Here is a 21,033-nt window from a genome sequence, read left to right as displayed (position 1 = left end):
TTACTTATATAAACCTAACTTACTAAATATTTTTGTAAAAATTTTACTGCCTTTTCTAAATCTTCTTCTGTATCCACAGAAATGGGCACATTATCAACTAAACATGTCCCTATAGTCATACCATTCTCAAGAATGCGTAATTGTTCTAAACGTTCTGTTTTTTCTAAAAAAGTAGGCTTAAGATCTACAAATTTCTCTAAAGCAGCTTTATGAAAACCATACATACCTACATGATATAAGAATTTATTTACACCATTTGGAATGAGACTACGCGAAAAATATAATGCTTTTCCTTTAGAGTCAACAGCTACAGTAACACTACTACTACTCTTTACAACTTCTATATCAACTTTTACTACTGGTGTTACTATATCATAGTTGCTATTTTTTAAATACTCTATTATTTTCAAAATGGAGCTAGGTTCAATGAAAGGCATATCTCCTTGTACATTGACTATATAGTTAATACTTTGATTATTTGGGATTAGTTTGAAAGCTGCATAAGTACGATCAGTACCAGTAGGGATATCACTATCAGTGAATATTACTTTCCCACCAATTTTTTTAATGATATTTGCTATCTCTTCTGAGTCAGTCGCAACATAAATATGTTCAAGATTAGTCTGATTTACTTGTTTAAATACTCTTTCTATTAAAGTTAATGAGCCGATAAGCTGTAGTGGTTTTTGTTTTAGCCTAGTTGAGTTAAGCCGTGACGGAATAATTATAGCTACGTCCTGATACAGCATAAATTTCCTAATATTTAAAATTAAATTAAAAAATAATTATTGACAGATTAGCCTTTTTCTACGATAAAGTAAAACATTATTCTTAAATATATTTTTAAGAGCTCGTAGCTCAGTTTGGTAGAGCGTTTGACTTTTAATCAAATGGTCCCGGGTTCAAATCCCGGCGAGCTCACCACGTTATTAATTATTTAAATTGTGGGTTTGTAGCTCAGCTGGTGAGAGCACACGCCTGATAAGCGTGAGGTCGGAAGTTCAAGTCTTCTCAAACCCACCACTAAACTGTTCATATAGCAACGCGACTTAATCTTTAAAATAAAGTAAGTACTTAAAATTTGAGTGCTGATATCCTCTCTCTATGCTTTAATTTTTATCTGTAGGTTCAACTGATGTTACCATTTATTTTAGTTTTCTTTTCTAATTTATATGTACTCTTTTATTCTTTGAAAGTCTTCCTTTTAGTACTTTGACAATAAATTTATCAGTTAGATTTTATTTTAAACATATAGGAAATTTAACACTATAATTTTTTTTTTTGAAGTTAGCTATATAATTGTTGCATTTTATCTTGTTAGGTAAGGTGTCTTCTAACATAGGAGGTTACTATAGTTGAATATAAAACTACTATGTATATATTTGTGGACGTTGAAAATAGAAAATAGTTTATTTCTTAGTAATATTGGGTTTGGTGCATTATGATAGCAACAACAATAGGTTATAGATTCTTCTTTTTCTAATAAATGAATTTAAAGATAAATAACGCATAAGTAATAAGTTTTGTAGGTAATAATTAGTCTACAGTAATTATTATAGTTGGGAGGGTTTTATGGCGCTTATTTCTTTAGTAGAATATCATTTGTTTTAGCTAACAATATAGATACTATGGAGGAGGTATGGTAATGGTATAACAAGTATTGAATGTACTTTATTAATTGGAATGATATCTGCCCAAAAACTTGCACTTTTAGATACTTCTTTAATCGCTATTTCTCCTATATCAGGGCATAACCCAGTAATGTTTATTATAACTTAGATTTGTTTTGGATGGTCTTATAGTGGATTACAAAATATTGTCTAAATTATTTCTGTTAAGATTAGAGTGTTATTATGAACTGCTTTTTTGGAGCAGAGGACATTTATTATAATTTATATGTACACAAATATTAAATATTAATGTTTATTTAGATTATTTTGTTAGAAGAGCTGATAAATAAAGAATTAAAATTTCAAAAATTCTATCTTTTCCTACTTTATTTAAATTTTATTTTTGGCCTTATTATTATATTTGGTCATATGTTTTATATCATTATTGACGGTGCATTTAAAGTATTCTATATAAATCATATGAAATGTTTAGATGGTATTACCACCTATCTTAATATTTAATAAGTATGGTACTTGAATTATTATCATTTAAAACAGTCATTAATAAATTTAATAGAACTACTATTAGTATGTTCTATTACTTTATTTCTATTCAGTGGATTAATTACAATAGGTATCTCAGGTATAAATATAGTGATGCCCGTGCAGTATCATGGTTCTATTGTATGGATCAGTATTGCAGGTTATAGCTATTATATTTTATCATCACAAAATATGATTATAAATAAATTTTACATTTTATCTGCTAACTTTTGGTCAAATTCTACATATTATTAGAGCTGATTTTTACAGGTAGTTATGGTGTTATGCGTATCAAGACCCTAATATTTTTATGCCGCTACCTGCTAAGTTATTAATAGGAATGATGGGCAGTGGTGTGATGATTGCTATAGTCGGTGGCTTGATGTTTGTTTATATATGTGGTATATCTCTAATAAATGAAGAAATTAGGTAGACAAAGTTTAATTTTAAAAAGGAATAAGGCATCTTTTGGTAGCAGCATAGATATATGAGTCGAAGATCAAAAGTAAGAAATAACAAAGTTAATTTTATAAATTAGGCAAGTATAAAACAATCTTTTTTACAAGTAATCAAAGTTATGACATTAAAAAAGCCTTCCAAGGAAGAAGCAAAAGAAGCGATAAGGACACTACTAAAATTCATTGGTGAAGATCCACATAGAGAAGGATTAATTAAAACACCTGATAGAGTAATTAATAGTTATCTTGAAATGTTTTCTGGTTATGAAAAAGATTTAGCTGAAATATTAAGTACAAAATTTTATGCTGACAATTTTCAGGATTTTATTTTGCTACAGGATATTCATTTCTACTCACTTTGTGAACATCATATATTACCGATAAGCGGCAAGGCTGATATAGCTTATGTTCCTGATAATTGTATTATAGGTATAAGTAAACTTGCAAGAATAGTGAGTGTTTTTGCAAGGAGACTACAAATTCAAGAAAAAATGACGATACAAGTAGCTGAAAGTTTACAGCAACATTTAAAACCTCTTGGAGTTGCTGTAAAAATTTCAGCAGTACATAGCTGTATGTCAATGCGAGGAGTAATGCAAGATAATAGTGTTATGAACACCATGCATTATACAGGAATATTTGCTGAACAACAAAAATATCGCAGCGAATTCCTAAATCTTACATCAAAAGTAAATAAGTAATATGTTATTATCAAAGTATTTTTTACCTGTCCTAAAAGAAGACCCAAGTGAAGCTCAAATAACTTCACATAAACTAATGTTAAGAAGTGGAATGATAAGGCAACAGGCAGCTGGTATATATAGCTGGTTACCTTTGGGGTTAAAAGTACTTAGAAATATTGAAAATATAGTGCGCTTAAACATGAATAAAGCAGGCGCTTTAGAAGTCTTAATGCCCTGTATTCAACCAGCTAGCTTATGGATAGAATCAGGACGTTTTGATAATTATGGTAAGGAAATACTAAAGTTTCAAGATCGTCATGATAATACTTTATTGTTTGGTCCAACTAATGAAGATATGATTACGGATATTTTCCGTCATAGTATTCAGTCGTATAAAGATTTACCAAAAAATCTTTATCATATTCAATGGAAATTCCGTGACGAAATGAGACCTCGTTTTGGTGTTATGAGAGGACGAGAATTTCTAATGAAGGATGCTTACTCCTTTGATATAAACGAAAAAAATGCCGTTAGAACATATAATCAAATGTATAAGGCTTATATTAATACATTCAAGGATTTAGGTGTATTTGCTATACCAGTAATTGCAGATAACGGCCCAATTGGAGGTAATTTGAGTCATGAGTTTCATATTATTGCTAAAACTGGTGAAAGTACCATTTTTTATGATAAAAGATTTAATGCTTTAAAAGATAATCTTGATATTGATATTGAGGAAATTAAAAGCTGGTATGCAGCTGCTGAAGAAAAACATGATATAAGTAAATTACCTTTAATACCGGAAGATGTAATAAGCAGTAAAGGTATAGAGGTCGGACATATTTTTTATCTTGGAACAAAATATTCAGTTAGTATGAATGCACTTATTAATGATGAACATGGCAAGCTAATACCGATAGAAATGAGTTCTTACGGAATAGGTATTTCAAGATTAGTTGCTGCTATTATAGAAGCAAATTGTGATGCAAAAGGTATTGTATGGCCTTCTAATGTTGCACCTTTTAAAGTTTCTTTAGTTAATTTAAATATTCATGATAGTAGATGTGTAGAACTTGCAGAAAGAGCTTATAAAGAACTGTTAGCTCAAAATATAGAGGTATTATATGATGAAACTGATGTACGACCTGGAAGTAAGTTTGCAACACATGATCTTATTGGGTCACCTTATCAAATCATAATTGGGACTAAAAAAGCGTCAAGCAATATTGTTGAAATGAAAGACCGTAAAAGTAGAACAATACAAGATATAGAGATAGATAATCTTAATCATCATTGTGAGCGGCTAAAGGCATTGTGACATGTGATATGGCACTTAAAAAGTGATTGATGTCATTCTCCCACATAGGCAAGAATCCAGAATAAATATTCTTGATTGCATATAAAAATTACAAGTTTAATGAAATTAAAATAAAACAATTCTGTAAATTAGAATTTTTTCTTGATTATTTAGTCGAAAAGTTACAGCTTTTACATGTAATGATGATAAAAAGCATACAACGCAATAAGACTGATAATTTTTAAAGAATCATGTGATAGCATATAAATTATAGGGGATTGAAATGAAAAATTTTATAAAATGTTTGTTTTTTACTTTTCTATATATAGTAGTAATTATAATAGTTGCTTATATGATTTTAGCTCAAACAATTCCAGATGATGGGCAGTGCCATGCAGTAGATAGACCGCTTGTTATTCACTATATTTTAGCTTCTATTATTACTTCTTTACCAATACTAGCCTTAATAAATAGTAAGAATAAAAAATTAGGAGAAAAGAAAAAGTAATTATATGATCGGTAAATTAAGTGGTAAAGTTGATTCTAATTATGATGATTACGTTATTATTGACATAAATGGGATAGGGTACTTAGTCTATGTTTCAGGTAAAACTTTAAGTACCCTTATTAATGGAGAGTTTTGTAAGTTATTTATAGAAACTCATGTAAGAGAAGATCATATTCATCTTTATGGATTTTTGACTTTAGAAGAGAAGAATTTTTTTAATTTACTGCAATCTGTAAGTGGTATAGGTACAAGAATGGCTTTGTCTATACTATCAAGCCTTACTCCAACAGATATCCAAATTGCTATAAATAATGAAGATAAAAATAGTTTTAAAACAGTATCTGGAGTAGGATCTAGACTTGCTGAACGTATAGTACTCGAGTTAAAAGATAAGATAGCAAAAATAGCAATTACACCTACTATTAAAGATAATTTAAATATAAAAAGTATCACACCAATTGCAAGCAATGAAGTGGTAAAAGCCTTAATAAATTTAGGCTTTTCTAGATGTAAAGCACAAAGTGCTGTACAAGAAATTATAGCAAAAAATCCTGGAATCTCTATTGATGAGTTAATAAGAACAGCTCTAAAAAATCATAATACTAATTTTTAAAAAGATAAAAAATTAGTTGGTAAATTAATGTTCATTGCATATTACTTTTAGTTATTAAAATTAATAAGTAAAATTATGTTGAAATTAAAATATGGCATAAAACTATTTTTCAGTTATTATTAGTCGTAATGCTTTATTTAATTGGTTTTTAATATCATTATGAGGACAAACTATAAGTGTCAGCGAAGCAATCTAGTAAAAATATTATAAAATTGGTCATTTTACAGATTATCACAAGGTCTTTGGCCGTTTTGCAATGACTTGTGACTATCAGCACAATAACACTCAATGATTTCTATTTAAAATAAATTACCACATATACATAATGACAAAGATATTATCACCTGAAAAAAATCAGAATGATCAAGAATTACCTCTAAGGCCTTTATATTTACAGGAATTTGTTGGTCAGCGGCAGGTTAAAGAGAACCTATCAGTTTTTATTAAAGCTGCTAAAGTACGAGGTGAGCATCTTGATCATACTTTATTTTATGGTCCGCCTGGGCTTGGCAAGACTACGCTAGCAAAGATTATTTCCAATGAAATAGGTGGGAATTTCAAATCTACTTCCGGCCCTGCTATACTTAAAGCAGCTGATTTAGCTGCTATTCTTACCAACCTTGAGAAAAATGATGTATTATTTATTGATGAGATACACCGTTTGAATACTTCAGTTGAGGAGGTCTTATATCCAGCTATGGAGGATTTTGAGCTTGATATAATCATTGGTGAAGGTCCGGCTGCACGATCTGTCAAAATAAACTTGCCACAATTTACTTTAATTGGTGCTACCACGCGGCTTGGGCTGCTTAGTAATCCTTTACGTGATAGATTTGGTATTCCGCTGCGGTTAAATTTTTATAATACAGAGGAGCTGAAGAAAGTTTTAAACAGAGCAAGTAAATTACTTTATATTGATTTAACTGAGTCAGGTTCAGAAGAGATAGCAAAAAGAAGTAGAGGGACACCAAGAATTGCTTTAAGGTTACTACGGCGTATAAGAGATTTTGCAGCAGTTGATGGCAAGCTAGAAATAGATAAAGAAATAGCTAATTTTAGTTTAAATCGTTTAGAAGTTGATAGAATAGGGCTTGATAGTAATGATTATCGTTACTTAAAATTTATAGCAGATAACTATAGGGGTGGACCTGTTGGGATCGAGACAATCGCTGCTGCATTATCTGAACAGCGTGATGCACTTGAAGAAACTATAGAGCCGTATTTAATACAGATAGGCTTACTGCAAAGAACACCACGCGGTAGGGTAATAACCCATGCTGCTTTTGAGCATTTGAAAATGCCTATGTCGAATATATCACATCACCAGTTTAATATTTTGAGTGACAATGAGTAATAACTTAAATCATGCTTACACAGCTATTTATATTGTAAAAAGGCTGATAAAAAATCATGTTAAACCATATGCAGGTAAAATATATTTTGCCATATTCTGTATGGCTATTGCAGCAATTTGTACAGCAGTGATTGTTCATGCAGTAAAGCCTATTATCGACCAAGTTTTCTTAACACATGATAGGAAAATGCTGATAATAATGCCTATAGTAATTACTACAACCTTTTTTATAAAAGGTATTGCAGAATATTATCAAAATTACCTAATAAAATTTGTAGGACAACGAGTATTAGCTGATTTACAAATGAAAATGTATGAGCATTTGCTATTTGCTGATATTGCTTTTATTCAAAGCCAGTCTTCAGGGCGTCTTATATCTCGTTTTACTAACGATATTTCTTTAATGCGAGGTGCTGTTTCTAATTTACTTGTCGGCTGTGCTAAACATTTTCTTACTGTAGTATTTTTAATAGGAACAATGTTTACATTAGAACCTATGTTATCTTGTATAGTTTTTCTTGTTTTCCCACTTGCTGTTTATCCTGTACAAAAGATGGGTAGAAAAATACGAAAAATATCAGCACAGTCACAAGAAGAACTAGGTAATTATACTTCACGACTTGATGAAACATTTCAGTCAATTAAGATCATTAAGTCATTTGTCGGTGAAAAAATAGAAAGTAATAGAGCATCATTAATTATTAATAATATTTTAGAATTTTATAAAAAAACATCTAAACTGGATGCATTAGTTTCACCAATTATGGAGGGCTTAAGTGGTATTACAGTTGGAGGTATGGTATGGTATGGGGGTGGTTTAGTAATTGAAGGGAAAACTACAGCTGGTGCGCTTTTTGCTTTTCTTGCTGCCTTTGCTTCAGCTTATAGGCCATTTAAAAGTTTAGTATCGTTAAATATTAATTTACAGGAAGGAATAGCTGCTGCTAAAAGAGTATTTTACATTCTAGACACAGAACCTTTCATTAAAGATTATGAAGGCACTAAAGCTGTAGATTTATCTAATGCACAAATTACTTTTGAGAAGTTAGCTCTAAGTTTTGAGAATAAGATAGCTATAAAATACATAGACTTAAAGCTAAAACCTAATAAAATAACTGCATTTGTTGGACATTCCGGTAGCGGTAAAACTTCGTTGAGTAATTTGTTAGCACGCTTTTATGATCCAAGTGATGGAAGAATTTTAATTAATGGTCATGATATTAAAGATATTAAGATTATTTCACTCCGCCAGCAAATCTCTTTAGTTACTCAAGATACTCATTTATTTAATACAACTGTTGCTGAAAATATAGCATATGGTCAAGCTGATGCTACAAGAAATGAGATAATTAAGGCAGCTAAATATGCTGATGCGCATGATTTTATTATGCAATTACCGAATGGTTATGACACTGTAATAGGAGTGCAAGGTACTACGCTTTCGGGTGGCCAGCGTCAACGTTTATCAATTGCTAGAGCTTTCTTAAAAGATACACCTATTTTAATTTGGGATGAAGCAACAAGTGCGTTGGATCAAAGTTCTGAACAAAAAATTCTAGCATCCTTAAAAAAATTACGTCAAGGAAAAACTACTGTAATCATCACTCATCGCTTAAGTAGTATTACTGATCTCGATAATATAATCGTTATGAAAAATGGGATAGTTTGTGAGCAGGGAACTCATAGACAATTACTTAATAATAAAGATGAATATTATAAATTATATAGTAAAGAATTAAAAGAAAATAGTTGACCTATAAAATAAATAATTTTAAAATTCTGTCTTTTTAATAAGAAGTTAATATATGCTTATTACTAAAATTTTTAAGGATTATCGATTATTTGAAATATTAATTTTAGGAATAGTGAGTGGTATGCCGCTTGCTATAATTTTCTCTACACTCTCTGTATGGTTAAAGGAATCAGGAATTGATATTGCTGTTATTACTACTTTTGCGGTTGCAAGGCTATCTTATTCTTTAAAAGTATTTTGGTCGCCTTTAGTTGATAATTTTAAAGTAACTTTATTAAGTAGATGGGGACACAGAAAGAGCTGGCTTATATTATGCAGTGCTTTAATGTCTTTAGTACTACTCTTTATGAGTAAGCAAAATCCAAGCAATTCCTTAACTACTTTGTATTTTCTAACTATATCATTGGGTTTTTTATCTAGTACATTTGATATTGCTGTTGATGCCATGCGTATTGATAAATTTGAGCAAGAAACTCAAGCACTAGCTAGTGCAACCGCTGTATTTGGTTATCGAATCGGTATGCTTATTACTGGTGCAGGAGCTTTATATCTTGCAGAGATAACTAATAATAATTGGCAACTAACTTTCCTCACTATAGGTATAATATTTGCTCTTGCTACATTATTTATAATAACTGTAAATGAAAAAGAATTAATAAGAGAAAAAATTAATATTACTTCTTTTACTTTTTGGATTAAAGCTGTACTTAATCCTTTTGAGGATTTTTTTAAAAGAGAATTGGCTATAAGTATTCTTTTAGTAGTAATTTTTTTTAAACTTGGTGATGCTATGCTTGGAGCGGTTGCCTCACCTTTTTATATAGAACTTGGTTATACAAAAGCTGAAATAGCTATCATTGTTAAATTTTATGGTTTAATAGCAACATTAATTGGTGGGTTTGCTGGCGGTATTGTAATGTATAGGGTCGGAAATTTTAAAGGTTTAATTATTACGGGTATTGCTCAAAGCTTAACACATTTTGCCTTTATTTGGCTTAATCATCAACCTCCTTCTTTTGAAGCTTTGTTAATTGCTATTACTATAGAGAATTTTGCTTGTGCTATGGGTGCTACGGCTTTAGTAGGATATATCGGTAATTTATGCAATAAAAAATATTCTGCAACTCAATACGCATTACTTAGTAGTGCAAGTAGTTTATGTAATAATACTTTCACTATTTATGCTGGTAAACTGGTAAATATGCTAGGGTGGAATAATTTTTTTATTTTTACTATAATTTTAGCCTTGCCTGCATTAGTTATATTAATGTACCTTAATAAAAAGAGCTAATGTATAGTAATCTAAAGAGAATCTAAGATGGAAAGCTGTAAGTTATCTTAATTTAATTAAAATAATATTTTTATATTAAAAATACTTATGTTTTAAAATGTTTAGTAAATTTTTATTACCTTGTATTTTTATTATAACATTTTTTTTCGCTCCAATAAGTGAAGCAAAGAAAACTGTTAAAAATTTTACTAAGCTTCCTATTCAAACTAGCTTGGTAATTGATGCAAAAAGCGGTAAAATTTTGCATGCTCATAATTCACAAATGAAAATTTATCCTGCATCATTAACTAAACTTATGACATTATATTTAATGTTTGAATCAATTGAAGCCGGTAGGTTATCTTTAGATAAAAAGTTTTTTGTATCAGAAAAAGCAGCAAAAATGCCACCTTGTAAGCTTGGTTTAAAAGTAGGTGAGACTTTAACAGTTAGAGAGGCAATTAACGCTTTAATAGTTAAATCTGCTAATGATGTGGCAGTAGCCGTTGCAGAGGGTATGAAAGGTTCTGAGAAAGCTTTCTCAAACTTGATGAATTTTAAAGCTAAACAACTCGGAATGAAAAATACCTATTTTAAAAATGCCTCAGGTTGGCATGATCCACTACAGAAAACTACAGCAAGAGATATAGCAAGACTTGCTATGGCACTAAAAAAAAACTACCCTAAATTTTATCCGTTATTTTCTAGAACTAGTTTTGTATTTCGTGGAAATATAGTAAATGGACATAATAATGTTACTAAAAATTACCAAGGCGCTGAAGGGTTAAAAACTGGCTACCATGTTCCAGCCGGTTATAATTTAGTAACTGCAGCTTCAAGAAATGGTAAGTCATTAATTGCGGTTGTTACGGGCAGCAAAAGTGCTGTATCTCGTGATCAAAAAATGATCAGATTACTAGACCAGCATTTTAATATAGCTCAAGTTAAACCTTCACTTAAAGTTGTTTCTAAATAAAAAGTTTTAAAGTAAAAGTTAAACAAAAATAATAAAGAAAAAAGGATATACAGCTAGCAAGTTTTCTTACTTTAGAATTTATCTTAAAAAGTTCTTAAATATAGCAGTATAGTTAAGGATTTACTGCCAGTCGATGCTTTAAATTTATGAGTTTTATATGGCAGTTAATGCTACATTTATTATTTTTTACTACCTTAGTAGATAAAGATTTCTTAGCTAGAGTTCTACCTTGTGATTTGTTTAAATTAATATTTTTTAAAAATTTTTTAGTTTCATTTGGTAAATATTCTATTTTTACTTTAGCGATACCTTGATTTTTAAATGCTAAAATTTCAGCTGCTCTTTGAGAAACATCTATTATACGATTTTTTTTGAAAGGTCCTCTATCATTAACCATTAAAATTACTGACTTATTATTGGCTTTATTAGTAACTTTAACTAGACAAGGAAGTGGAAGAGTTTTATGTGCAGCAGTTAATAGATTTCTATTAAATTTATCTCCATTAGCTGTTTTTTTGCCATGAAAACCGTCTTTATATCCACCATACCATGATGCATAACCTGTCTCAGTAAAAGATTTAGGGATGTAGGGCTTATAAATTTTCCCATATACTTTATAATTTTTACCAACTTTATAATGTCCTTGATAAACTATATTATGTGGATCTTCTTTTGATAATTCTTTATATGAGTATTTGTAAAAACATGGTACTTTTTTTGAAAAATTACAACCACTTAGACTAAAACAAAAAATTAATGAAATTAATAAGCTAAAATTATAATGCTTTATCATTATTATCGTTATTAAAATAATCTATTATTTTAGTGTAACACACAACTTTTTTAACGCCTTTTATCTTTGATGCAATAGAAGCAAGTTTATTTAGCTCTTCTTCTGACCTTGCAATACCAAATAAATAAACAATATTATCTACAGTTAGAATTGTATAATTAGCATATTTTATATCTTTTCTAACTAAAATCTTAGCTTTAATTTGTGCTGTTATCATACAATCTTTAGTATATTGCGCTAAGTCAAAATGATTACTATTTTTATTTACTTTTAATTCATTAATAACTTCTTTTACATCTTTTTGATTCCAAGAAATTTCAACAGCTTTTAATATATCTTTCTCTTTTTGAACATTTCCAGTTAATAATACTCTTCCTTGTGATACTTCAACTTTGATTTTAGTACCTAGATCTCTAAAATTATTTTTTACTAAATCAGCTTTAATACCTGTAGAAATCCTTGAATCATTTAATGTTTCAGACATTGGTTGATCTTTTGAGGCAGCAATACCAGTAGTTGCTACAGCAGTAAAAATAGCTGGCATGCAACCTGCTAAAACTAAAGATAACATTATAAAAACTATAACTTTTGACATTCTTTGTATATAAATTATATTTTACTGTCAGGTAATTTATTCTTTAATAAAAGAGGTAGTTGCAGTAAAATAAATATAATAGTCATTGGTACTACTCCAAATACTTTAAATTTTACCCACGTTTCGTCTGAGAAATTACGCCAGACTACTTCATTAACCACAGCCATAAAAAAGAAAAAGGCTGCTGTTCTATAACTTAAAGTTATCCAACTTTCTTCTTTTAGACGTATGATACTTTCTAAAGCATACTTAATAAAGGGATTTTTTCTTATACCGCTCATAAGAAAAATTATTCCGAAAATAACATATAATATAGTTGGTTTAATTTTTATATACATTGAATCACCGCTAATTAGAGTTATACTTCCTGAGACTAATAAAACAAATGTAGAAATAATAGAAAGTTTTGATACTTTTTTGTCTATAATATAGCAAAGAGCAATGCAAATAATAGAAGTAATGAGCATGTAAAGAGTAGCATCTTGTATACCACCACCATAAAAAAATTTCCCAAAAAATACTATTACCGGAGCAATTTCTGATAAAAGTTTTAACATATTTAAATTTTTAACTTATTTATAAAATACTTTAATTGTTGTCTCTTTAACTAAAATTAATTTGATTCATTTTCTTGTACTGACATCAAGGTATTTTTGGAATATCTTAACCTTATTTGTATAAAAATATTTATCAGTAATATAGTAGTGAAATAAGCAAGTACTTGCAGTCCATTAGGTCTTGCAATATAACCAGTAACAATATGTAACATCTTGCCTACCATGCTTCTATCGGCTACTAACCATGAACTATCCCAGAGTTGATCAGATAAAAACATAATCAAACCGGACGAAGTTAAAATACCTGCTGCACTTGCTGCAAAACCCCCTGCTATTAACATTAATAATATAGTAGAGATTTTAAAAATACATTTTTGATTAGCAATCTTAATTAAACCGAAATATATTGTTAAACCAAGTAGGAAACCACTTGTAGCACCTATTATTACTCCTTGCAAGTAAATACTACTTTTTATTGTTTCAACTGAAGATATACTATACACTAAAATAATAATTTCTGCACCTTCTCGTAATATGGTAGTGGCAACTAAAAAAACTAACATTAGATGACTGGCATTACCTTTATGAATTTTTGCTGATAAGTTATTTATATGCTGTTTTACTTTTACACCATAACCTTGCATCCATATTATAGTCCAGCTAATTAGAATTGTTATTAGTATCATGATTCCCGAATCAAATAGTTCATCTCCTATTCCACCAAAAGATAGAGATAATTTACGTGTAAAAAATGCAAAAATTGAAGCACATACTACTCCAAGCATCACCCCAGCAATAATATAAAGACGAGATTTTTCTATTTGTTTTGTTACTACAAGTATCATGCCAAGTAATAAAGATATTTCTAAACATTCACGAAACACTATTAAAGCAATTTTAAACATATTTTTATCTAATTATTAACAATTATAAAACCTTGAGCTGTATCTTGATGAAAATCTCCGAAGAATTCATATTTCCCAGGAGCTAATGGTGCAAGTATAACATTTATTGACTGATGCGGCATAACTATTTTTTCACGATGTAAATCATGACTCTCAAATTCTTCTACGGTATTATCTTGATTGTGAATAATTAACCGCACCTTAGTAGATTTTGGTACTTCAACTACATTTGGAACAAATTTGTGATCTTTTATAGATATCTTTACTTCTAATATATTATCATTTCCTTTATTATTGGAACTCTTATTTGTAGAGATATAAATAATTACTGCTAATAAAAATATTATACTTATTGATATAATAATATTTTTATTTTTTTTTATAACTTCCATACTAAACCTTTTGCTTAACTCAAGTTTAAAGTAAGATTTTTTTAATATCTCATTTGAGTCTTAAGTTTTTAATAATTACATAATTTTTATTAAAGCTACAAGATATACAATTATTATCATTATGACAAGGACAGATAACAAAATATAATTTTTTTATTTTTGATTATCTGATATTTTATTTTGTTTCATACTTATTTAATTTTATTTAAAATCATTAAGCTCAAGCAAAAGATATTCATTTACTGGTAATAATTCATGAGAAATAATTTTATTTATCTTAGAGCCTAGAGCTTTAAAAGATTTCCATTTCGCAATAACAGTTCGTGTTCCTACCGGTACTTTACCTTGTAATGCATAAGAAAAAATTAAAGGATAAGTAACATCACCAATTTTCATATCTATTTTTTGCCCTTTTTCTTTAGAATCATATAATATTTTACCATTTGATAAGCGAGTAACTTTAGCATTAAAAGTTATTTTTTCACCACATAATAAAGGAATACGATACGCTATTGCATCATCAAAAATTTTAACTTCATTACTTTTAACAAAATTTTGTGGTAATATAGATTTTAACATTACATTGACTTTATAAGCCATATCATTGGAGATAGTATTATTACTATTATTAACAGCATATCTTGCCGGAATAATAGCTTCTCGTGCTTCTCCTACCATCATACCAACTATTACATTATCTAAGCCAATCATTATAGGGGCAGAACCTAAAGTGAAAGTTTTAGTACCTTCTGATATTAGATTATTGTTTATATCTGATATTTGATAAAATACAGTAACTACATGTCCACAAGAGGCAGGGCCGATATTACCGCTACCAAGTGTATTAATCTTAAATAATGGTCCTACTAAATTCTTATGTACTTCAATAGTGTAATCCTTAGTATCTATAGGTTTATTTAGTGGCTGCAGAATATTTTCAAAAAATGCTTTCCCTTCTTCGGTTTTAAGAGCATTTATTACTATTTTTGAAACTGTTCGCTCAAATAAATTACCATTTAATGAAATAGGAACATCATTATTGATGCTGGTCTGATTTTCATTGGTATATGAATTATCTGAAGCTGTTTGTTCTGCAATTGTAGAATTAGTGTTGTCAGGAGATATTTTTAACTTTACTATATTGTAAAGTACTAGAATTACAATTATTAAAGATAAAAACTTTTGCATATTTAATTAATATTAAAATTTAGTGCAATTAAGTTTACTATAACAATCAATTAATCAATAATCAAATGAGAATAAAAATAATTTGATTAATATAAATAATTATTCTAAATTTTAGATGCAGGACCTGAATAAAAAAATAAGATATGTTATACTTACTTAATTTAGAAAATTTAATCCAACGTTTTTCGCTTTTGATTTTTCCAATAATTTCATCTATACTGCAATCAAAAGCTGTAAGGTTTCTTGCTCTTTATTCAAATTAAACTTCATCTACTGATTCTTCATTTATTAGGAGTATAAAAGTGAAAAAATTTATATTTTGTTTTTTATGTTTTTGGACATTCAGCATATTTGCTGTTTCTAAAACCTACCCTAATAAGCTTAATCGTTGTAAAATTACTAGAAATATATTTAATGATTATGAGCCAAAAGTATTTGAGCCTACTAATAATTTATTACGTAAAACAGGACAATTACCAAAGTTTCATGGTAAAAAAATATTAATTAAGGGCAAAGTGTTAGATCAAAATTGTGTACCGGTTGCAGATGCTAAAGTTTATTTGTGGCAAGCAGGAAGTAATGCTCAATATCCTTATGAACCTTTAAAAACTTGTGTTGATAGAAAGAAATTTACTGATAAAAATGATTCAAGTTTTACTGGTTCTGGTACTGCTACTACTAATAATAAAGGAGAATATTATTTTATTAGTATGTTGCCTTATAAATCTTCTAGTTATTTAAGAAGTGCAAATATAAGGGTAGAGCATCCTAGTCTTACAACATTGCAAACACGTTTAGATTTATTAGAAAAAAATATTTGTACTGGTGAATGTGGTGAAATAAACCATACATTAATTGAACCACAGCATAGTATGGAATCATATTGCTTTGACCTAGTGTTACAAGGTACGACACTGAAGCGATATTAAGATTGAGATAGCTGAGGTTTTATTTTATAATTTTTAAAAAACATTTTGTGTTATTCCAGCCTACGCGAGAACACATTAAAGATAAATAAAAAACTGATTTTTTGCATACTCACCAGATCTATAGTTTTTTATCTTTCTTTTGGGTTTCCAATGTTGCAGGGATGACCATTATTTTTGAACCAGCAGGTAATTCCTTTTGCGGTGGTTCTAAAGGTCTTTTTATACCACAACTACACAAACACAATACAGCACTAGCACATATAATTGTGAATACAAATAAATAGAATGTTTTCATTACAATAAATTTTATATGAACCTGAGTAATTATAATAAATATTTAATATATATTATAGTATTTTTATTATCTATAACAATTTTTATTCCTAAAGTTTATGCTAAATTTAAGGTAAAACACTTAAACGGCTTAAATGTTCCTGATAATATAGTTTTTTTTGATGAAGAAAAAAATCAATATTCTCTTGATCAGTTTGAAGGAAAAACTATACTGTTAGTATTTTGGGCTACTTGGAGTGCTTCTTGCATCAAAGAAATGCCAGATCTTGATATGTTACAAAAAGATTTTAGAAAATTACCTTTTTCAGTAATTCCAATCTCAGAAGATTATCAAGACATAAAAATTATTAAAGAGTATTTTAAAAGCTATCAAATAAGATATTTGCCGATTTATTATGATTATAGGAATGAATTATTTAAAGCTTTAAGTGTTGTTAGTTTACCGACTAGCATATTAGTAGATCCAAGCGGAAAAATAATAACTAGCTTTGTCGGTAATACAAATTGGTACGATGAAAAAGTTAGAGGAATCATTTTATCATCTATATCAGGAAATTATCCGGATCCTAAAAATAGCTATAATAGACAATCTCTTAATAAACTTGTTAAACCTTTGCAGTCCATAAAGAATGGGATAGTTAAAGACGTAATAAATCAAAATAGTACTCAAGTAGTTCCTGCTCAAGAATCAGTAATGATTGAGGATATTAATTCAGAAGTTAAAAATGAGCAACATAATGAATAAAGTAAATAAATCAACTATTGCTAATGCAGAATTTGATTCTATAATAACTAAACGTCAGATAAGTAAATTAGATCAATTAGTTACCTCAATTTTTAGTAATTCTAAAGATGTAATTGCTGTTTTACGTCTCAGCGGTGTTATTGGTAAAGTAAGTAACTTGCAATCAGGTCTTACATTAGAATCATTAAATGAACTAATAGAAAAAGCTTTTAAGATAAAAAAATTAAAAGCTTTGTGTCTAATTATCAATTCTCCTGGCGGTGCGCCGGTACAGGCTGAACTTATTGCAAAACGTATTCGTGCACTTGCTAAAGAAAATAAAATTAAAATTTATAGTTTTATAGAAGATATAGCAGCTTCAGGTGGATATTGGCTTGCTTGTAGCGGTGATCAAATATATGCCTTGCATAGCTCAGTTATAGGTAGTATTGGGGTAGTATCAAGTGGATTTGGTTTCCATGAAGCGATTAATAAACTTGGAATAGAACGAAGAGTTTATACAGAAGGAAAAAATAAAGCAGTTCTAGATCCTTTTAAACCTATTAATAAAGATGATCTTAAAATTATTAAAAATTTACAAAGGCATGTTTATGAACATTTTGTAGAGTATGTAAAAACAAGAAGAGCAGGGAGACTAACTCAGCAAGATGAGGTTTTATTTAACGGTGAATTCTGGGCAGGGCCAATAGCTCTTGATTACGGCTTAATTGATGGTATAGGTGATATGTATAGCGTAATGAAAGAAAAGTTCGGTGATAATATTAAGTTTCAATATCTTTGTGCTAAACAGCCATGGCTTAAAAAGAAACTTGGTATGGGAAGCAAAATATTAGCTGATGATTTTGCTGATTCCTTAACTAATGCAGTTGAAAATAAGATTATTAATAATAAATTTTATTTAAAATAATGACTTTCAAACAACAAGATCTACATAATAAAGTTAAAATTAAAAAACTAGACAATTTTACTGGTTTGTTACCTAGCTATGCTACGTGGCATAGTGCAGGTATGGATTTAATATCAGCGAACAACGAGCCTATAACTATAAGATCTGGTGAAGTAGCACTAATTCCAACCGGCATTGCTATAGCACTACCAGACTTGTTTGAAGCACAAATAAGACCACGTTCAGGGCTGGCTGTTAAGCATGGAATTACAGTTGCTAATTCTCCTGGTACTATTGATACTGATTATCGAGGTGAAATAAAAGTTGTTCTTATTAACTTAGGCAAAGAAGATTTTGTTATAGAAAAAGGTATGAGAATTGCACAAATGATAATTGCAAAATATGAACGTATATCATGGGAAGAAGTTAGCACTCTTGAAGAGACATCTCGCGGTAGTGCTGGTTTTGGCTCCACTGGTATTTAATACCACGCTAGCTTATATTGATTCTATTCAATTTTCAGCTTTTAACGAAGCAATCCAGAGAAAGTATTATAAAACTGCTTATTAATGATTGCTAAGCTCATTTAGTCATTCGCAATAACGTTTTTCATGCTTTTTTATGCGTGAATAAGTTTTATGAAAATTACAATACAATTATTAATTACTATATTTTTGTTATTAGCTCTGAACATGAATGCTAATTCTGATTCCATAGATAATATTAAGCAAACTTTTATCTATATGGATCAGAAAAATTGGTCGCAAGCTGAAAAATTAGCATTAAAGGTAAATAATAAGGTTTTAACAAAAATTGTTCTTTCACAAAAATTTTTAGATGATAAATATTCAGATAATAATTTTGAGCAAGTAATAAAATTTTTGCGTGGTAATCCAGAGTGGCCTCAAAATAAAATATTAGAAGAAAGAGCTGAAGGGTATTTAAATAATAATACAAGTAAGAAAGTAATCCTCGATTGGTTTAGCAAACATCCTCCTATTACTGGTAAAGGATATAAATTCTATGCACTTGCAGCAAGTAGTTTAATTAAAGATCATAAAATATTACTGCCTATTATTAAAGAAGCTTGGATATATGCTAATTTTAATTATGAAGAGGAAAATGCATATTACAATAAGTGGCATAAATATTTAACTGCAAATGATCATATTGAAAGAATAGAAGAGCATTTATGGAATTCAGATATTAAATTAGCAGAGCAATCACTAAAATATGTAGATCAGGGGTACAAAGATTCTTTTAAAGCACAAATTGCTATTATACGTAAATCAGCAAATGCTGAAAAACTTTTTACAAATATATCTGAAAAATATCATACTTCTGGATTATTGTATCGTTACTTAGATTTTAAAAAAACACAAAAGCTAACAAGTGAGATTATTACTTTATTTAAAAAAGCTAAAAATAATCGTAAGCATTTTGCTAAGTGGTGTCGTATGCAGTCTTATTATGCTCGTGAATTTATTGATTATAAAGATTTTGCTAATAGTTATAAACTCGCTACATTACCCTTTGCTGTATGCCATGAAACGATAAGAGACCAGGAGTGGCTAGCTGGTTGGCTTGCTTTAAGCTTTTTAAAGAAACCGGATCAAGCATTAGTGCATTTTAATAAATTTATTAAAGTAGTTAAAACTCCCATTAGTCTAGCACGTGGGTTTTATTGGGTAGGCAGAAGCTATGAAGCAAAAGGTGATAGAAAAACTGCTAAGAAATTTTATGAGCAAGCTGCTAAATATTCTTTTACATTTTATGGGCAAGCAGCAAGTGTTGAACTAAATAGAACAAAGCTAATTTTACCTTCTGTTCCTCTTGTAACTTCTAAAGAGAAACAAGCTATAGAAAGCAAAGACATTATTAAAGCAATAAAGTTACTAGTTAAATATAATAAAAACCATTTAGCCATGATATATTCTAAAGCAGCTATTAAAAATACTAAAAATCCTGTGGAAATTTTGATAATTACTCAAATTATTAAAGCAAATAATAATGCTAACCATATGGTTGAGGTTGCAAAAATTGCTGCTCAAAATAATACTTTTATTCCAGAGTGTGCCTTTCCAACACCATATAATCTAGATGGTTTGCCTATTGATTCTTACTTAGCTTATAGTATAATAAGACAAGAGTCAGTTTTTGATCATCAAGCAGTAAGTTATGCGAATGCTATGGGGTTAATGCAGCTTATTAAGGGGACTGCTTGTGATACTGCAAAGTCTATAAATATTAAGTGTAATGTAGCAGCATTAACTAAGAATCCTACATACAATATTAAGCTTGGCTCACATCATTTCAAAAAATTACTAAATGATCATCGGGGTTCTTATATTTTATCTATTGCATCTTATAATGCTGGAAGTTTTAATGTAATAAAGTGGATAGATAGATTTGGTGATCCACGAGATATAAAAGATATGAGAAAAATAATCGACTGGATTGAGTTAATACCTTATTCACAAACAAGAGATTATGTTCAAAGAGTATTAGAAAATATTCAAGTTTATCGAGTAATTTTGAATAAGAATCATAATCTGCAATTTAGAAGAGACTTGCATGCTTGTAGTATTTCTAAAGATTAATTTTATTAGCATTTTATTTTGACATGTGATAACATGTAAGTATAATTGCAGAAACAATAATAGAAGCTAAGCGTAGCATTGAAA

Annotated in this window: 17 protein-coding genes, 2 tRNA genes and 4 pseudogenes; 16 read left to right on the top strand and 7 right to left on the bottom strand. The window is 29.2% G+C overall.

What is annotated here, in order from left to right:
* Positions 1–749 (bottom strand): annotated as a pseudogene (locus AC27F4_RS03365) (3-deoxy-manno-octulosonate cytidylyltransferase).
* Positions 750–847: 98 nt separating this feature from the next.
* Between AC27F4_RS03365 and AC27F4_RS03360 the strand changes: the two are divergent.
* The 11 genes and pseudogenes from AC27F4_RS03360 (at position 848) to AC27F4_RS03310 (ending at position 11,065) form a co-directional block, all read left to right on the top strand.
* Positions 848–924 (top strand) — tRNA-Lys (locus tag AC27F4_RS03360).
* A 22-nt stretch (positions 925–946) separates the two neighbouring features.
* Positions 947–1,023 (top strand) — tRNA-Ile (locus tag AC27F4_RS03355).
* A gap of 675 nt (positions 1,024–1,698) precedes the next feature.
* Positions 1,699–2,586 (top strand): annotated as a pseudogene (locus AC27F4_RS03350) (hypothetical protein); the annotation flags it as partial.
* A 144-nt stretch (positions 2,587–2,730) separates the two neighbouring features.
* Positions 2,731–3,312 (top strand): GTP cyclohydrolase I FolE, encoded by a 582-nt coding sequence (gene folE / locus AC27F4_RS03345; protein WP_487062083.1) that lies wholly within the window; start codon positions 2,731–2,733, stop codon positions 3,310–3,312.
* Between the two features lies 1 nt (position 3,313).
* A complete protein-coding gene (gene proS, locus AC27F4_RS03340) occupies positions 3,314–4,612 on the top strand; it encodes a proline--tRNA ligase (RefSeq protein ID WP_487062081.1) in 1,299 nt (432 codons plus the stop codon).
* Positions 4,613–4,874: 262 nt separating this feature from the next.
* Complete coding sequence (locus tag AC27F4_RS03335; protein WP_487062079.1) at positions 4,875–5,099, top strand: Holliday junction ATP-dependent DNA helicase RuvA; 225 nt, start codon at positions 4,875–4,877, stop codon at positions 5,097–5,099.
* Between the two features lie 4 nt (positions 5,100–5,103).
* Positions 5,104–5,712, top strand: a complete 609-nt coding sequence (ruvA, locus tag AC27F4_RS03330) for a Holliday junction branch migration protein RuvA (protein WP_487062077.1) — start codon at positions 5,104–5,106, stop codon at positions 5,710–5,712.
* Positions 5,713–6,037: 325 nt separating this feature from the next.
* The gene (gene ruvB / locus AC27F4_RS03325; protein WP_487062075.1) at positions 6,038–7,066 is read left to right on the top strand and encodes a Holliday junction branch migration DNA helicase RuvB; all 1,029 of its coding nucleotides are present in this window, start codon (positions 6,038–6,040) and stop codon (positions 7,064–7,066) included.
* Positions 7,059–8,819: an ABC transporter ATP-binding protein gene (locus AC27F4_RS03320; RefSeq protein WP_487062073.1), complete on the top strand. Its 1,761-nt coding sequence runs from the start codon at positions 7,059–7,061 to the stop codon at positions 8,817–8,819. Before ruvB ends, AC27F4_RS03320 begins: the two co-directional genes overlap by 8 nt.
* Positions 8,820–8,871: 52 nt before the next feature.
* A complete protein-coding gene (locus tag AC27F4_RS03315) occupies positions 8,872–10,110 on the top strand; it encodes an AmpG family muropeptide MFS transporter (protein ID WP_487062071.1) in 1,239 nt (412 codons plus the stop codon).
* Positions 10,111–10,207: 97 nt separating this feature from the next.
* Positions 10,208–11,065 (top strand): D-alanyl-D-alanine carboxypeptidase family protein, encoded by an 858-nt coding sequence (locus tag AC27F4_RS03310; protein WP_487062069.1) that lies wholly within the window; start codon positions 10,208–10,210, stop codon positions 11,063–11,065.
* Between the two features lie 112 nt (positions 11,066–11,177).
* Here AC27F4_RS03310 and AC27F4_RS03305 read toward each other — a convergent pair.
* The 6 genes and pseudogenes from AC27F4_RS03305 to AC27F4_RS03280 all read right to left on the bottom strand — a co-directional run.
* Positions 11,178–11,834, bottom strand: a pseudogene (locus tag AC27F4_RS03305) (septal ring lytic transglycosylase RlpA family protein); the annotation flags it as partial.
* 7 nt (positions 11,835–11,841) lie between these two features.
* The gene (locus tag AC27F4_RS03300) at positions 11,842–12,453 is read right to left on the bottom strand and encodes a BON domain-containing protein (RefSeq protein ID WP_487062067.1); all 612 of its coding nucleotides are present in this window, start codon (positions 12,451–12,453) and stop codon (positions 11,842–11,844) included.
* 14 nt (positions 12,454–12,467) lie between these two features.
* Complete coding sequence (locus AC27F4_RS03295; protein ID WP_487062065.1) at positions 12,468–13,010, bottom strand: septation protein A; 543 nt, start codon at positions 13,008–13,010, stop codon at positions 12,468–12,470.
* 56 nt (positions 13,011–13,066) lie between these two features.
* Entirely contained in the window at positions 13,067–13,915 is an 849-nt protein-coding gene (locus AC27F4_RS03290) for an FTR1 family protein (protein WP_487062063.1), read from the bottom strand.
* Between the two features lie 8 nt (positions 13,916–13,923).
* Positions 13,924–14,307, bottom strand: coding sequence for a cupredoxin domain-containing protein (locus AC27F4_RS03285; RefSeq protein WP_487062061.1), 384 nt, complete (start codon positions 14,305–14,307; stop codon positions 13,924–13,926).
* Between the two features lie 201 nt (positions 14,308–14,508).
* Positions 14,509–15,495 carry an FKBP-type peptidyl-prolyl cis-trans isomerase gene (locus AC27F4_RS03280; RefSeq protein ID WP_487062059.1) on the bottom strand — a complete coding sequence of 329 codons (987 nt, stop codon included), beginning with the start codon at positions 15,493–15,495 and terminating at the stop codon, positions 14,509–14,511.
* 302 nt (positions 15,496–15,797) lie between these two features.
* On the opposite strand from AC27F4_RS03280, the gene AC27F4_RS03275 reads away from it, so the two are divergent.
* From AC27F4_RS03275 to AC27F4_RS03255, 5 genes and pseudogenes are all read left to right on the top strand, one after another.
* Complete coding sequence (locus AC27F4_RS03275; RefSeq protein WP_487062057.1) at positions 15,798–16,424, top strand: dioxygenase family protein; 627 nt, start codon at positions 15,798–15,800, stop codon at positions 16,422–16,424.
* Positions 16,425–16,734: 310 nt separating this feature from the next.
* A pseudogene (locus AC27F4_RS03270) lies at positions 16,735–17,346 on the top strand (TlpA disulfide reductase family protein); the annotation flags it as partial.
* Positions 17,347–17,455: 109 nt separating this feature from the next.
* Complete coding sequence (locus tag AC27F4_RS03265) at positions 17,456–18,370, top strand: S49 family peptidase (RefSeq protein WP_487062055.1); 915 nt, start codon at positions 17,456–17,458, stop codon at positions 18,368–18,370.
* Positions 18,370–18,834, top strand: a complete 465-nt coding sequence (gene dut / locus AC27F4_RS03260; protein WP_487062053.1) for a dUTP diphosphatase — start codon at positions 18,370–18,372, stop codon at positions 18,832–18,834. Before AC27F4_RS03265 ends, dut begins: the two co-directional genes overlap by 1 nt.
* A 153-nt stretch (positions 18,835–18,987) precedes the next feature.
* Complete coding sequence (locus AC27F4_RS03255; protein WP_487062051.1) at positions 18,988–20,949, top strand: lytic transglycosylase domain-containing protein; 1,962 nt, start codon at positions 18,988–18,990, stop codon at positions 20,947–20,949.
* Positions 20,950–21,033 lie beyond the last annotated feature (84 nt).

The sequence above is a fragment of the Candidatus Rickettsia mendelii genome, assembly GCF_057543435.1.
Note: the sequence above shows the minus strand (reverse complement) of the source record. Positions and strands in the feature narration are given on the sequence as shown.

Coding starts and splice junctions, on each gene's coding strand:
- folE (WP_487062083.1), top strand. CDS start 2,731: ATGACATTAAAAAAGCCTTCCAAGGAAGAAGCAAAAGAAGCGATAAGG.
- proS (WP_487062081.1), top strand. CDS start 3,314: ATGTTATTATCAAAGTATTTTTTACCTGTCCTAAAAGAAGACCCAAGT.
- AC27F4_RS03335 (WP_487062079.1), top strand. CDS start 4,875: ATGAAAAATTTTATAAAATGTTTGTTTTTTACTTTTCTATATATAGTA.
- ruvA (WP_487062077.1), top strand. CDS start 5,104: ATGATCGGTAAATTAAGTGGTAAAGTTGATTCTAATTATGATGATTAC.
- ruvB (WP_487062075.1), top strand. CDS start 6,038: ATGACAAAGATATTATCACCTGAAAAAAATCAGAATGATCAAGAATTA.
- AC27F4_RS03320 (WP_487062073.1), top strand. CDS start 7,059: ATGAGTAATAACTTAAATCATGCTTACACAGCTATTTATATTGTAAAA.
- AC27F4_RS03315 (WP_487062071.1), top strand. CDS start 8,872: ATGCTTATTACTAAAATTTTTAAGGATTATCGATTATTTGAAATATTA.
- AC27F4_RS03310 (WP_487062069.1), top strand. CDS start 10,208: ATGTTTAGTAAATTTTTATTACCTTGTATTTTTATTATAACATTTTTT.
- AC27F4_RS03300 (WP_487062067.1), bottom strand. CDS start 12,453: ATGTCAAAAGTTATAGTTTTTATAATGTTATCTTTAGTTTTAGCAGGT.
- AC27F4_RS03295 (WP_487062065.1), bottom strand. CDS start 13,010: ATGTTAAAACTTTTATCAGAAATTGCTCCGGTAATAGTATTTTTTGGG.
- AC27F4_RS03290 (WP_487062063.1), bottom strand. CDS start 13,915: ATGTTTAAAATTGCTTTAATAGTGTTTCGTGAATGTTTAGAAATATCT.
- AC27F4_RS03285 (WP_487062061.1), bottom strand. CDS start 14,307: ATGGAAGTTATAAAAAAAAATAAAAATATTATTATATCAATAAGTATA.
- AC27F4_RS03280 (WP_487062059.1), bottom strand. CDS start 15,495: ATGCAAAAGTTTTTATCTTTAATAATTGTAATTCTAGTACTTTACAAT.
- AC27F4_RS03265 (WP_487062055.1), top strand. CDS start 17,456: ATGAATAAAGTAAATAAATCAACTATTGCTAATGCAGAATTTGATTCT.
- dut (WP_487062053.1), top strand. CDS start 18,370: ATGACTTTCAAACAACAAGATCTACATAATAAAGTTAAAATTAAAAAA.
- AC27F4_RS03255 (WP_487062051.1), top strand. CDS start 18,988: ATGAAAATTACAATACAATTATTAATTACTATATTTTTGTTATTAGCT.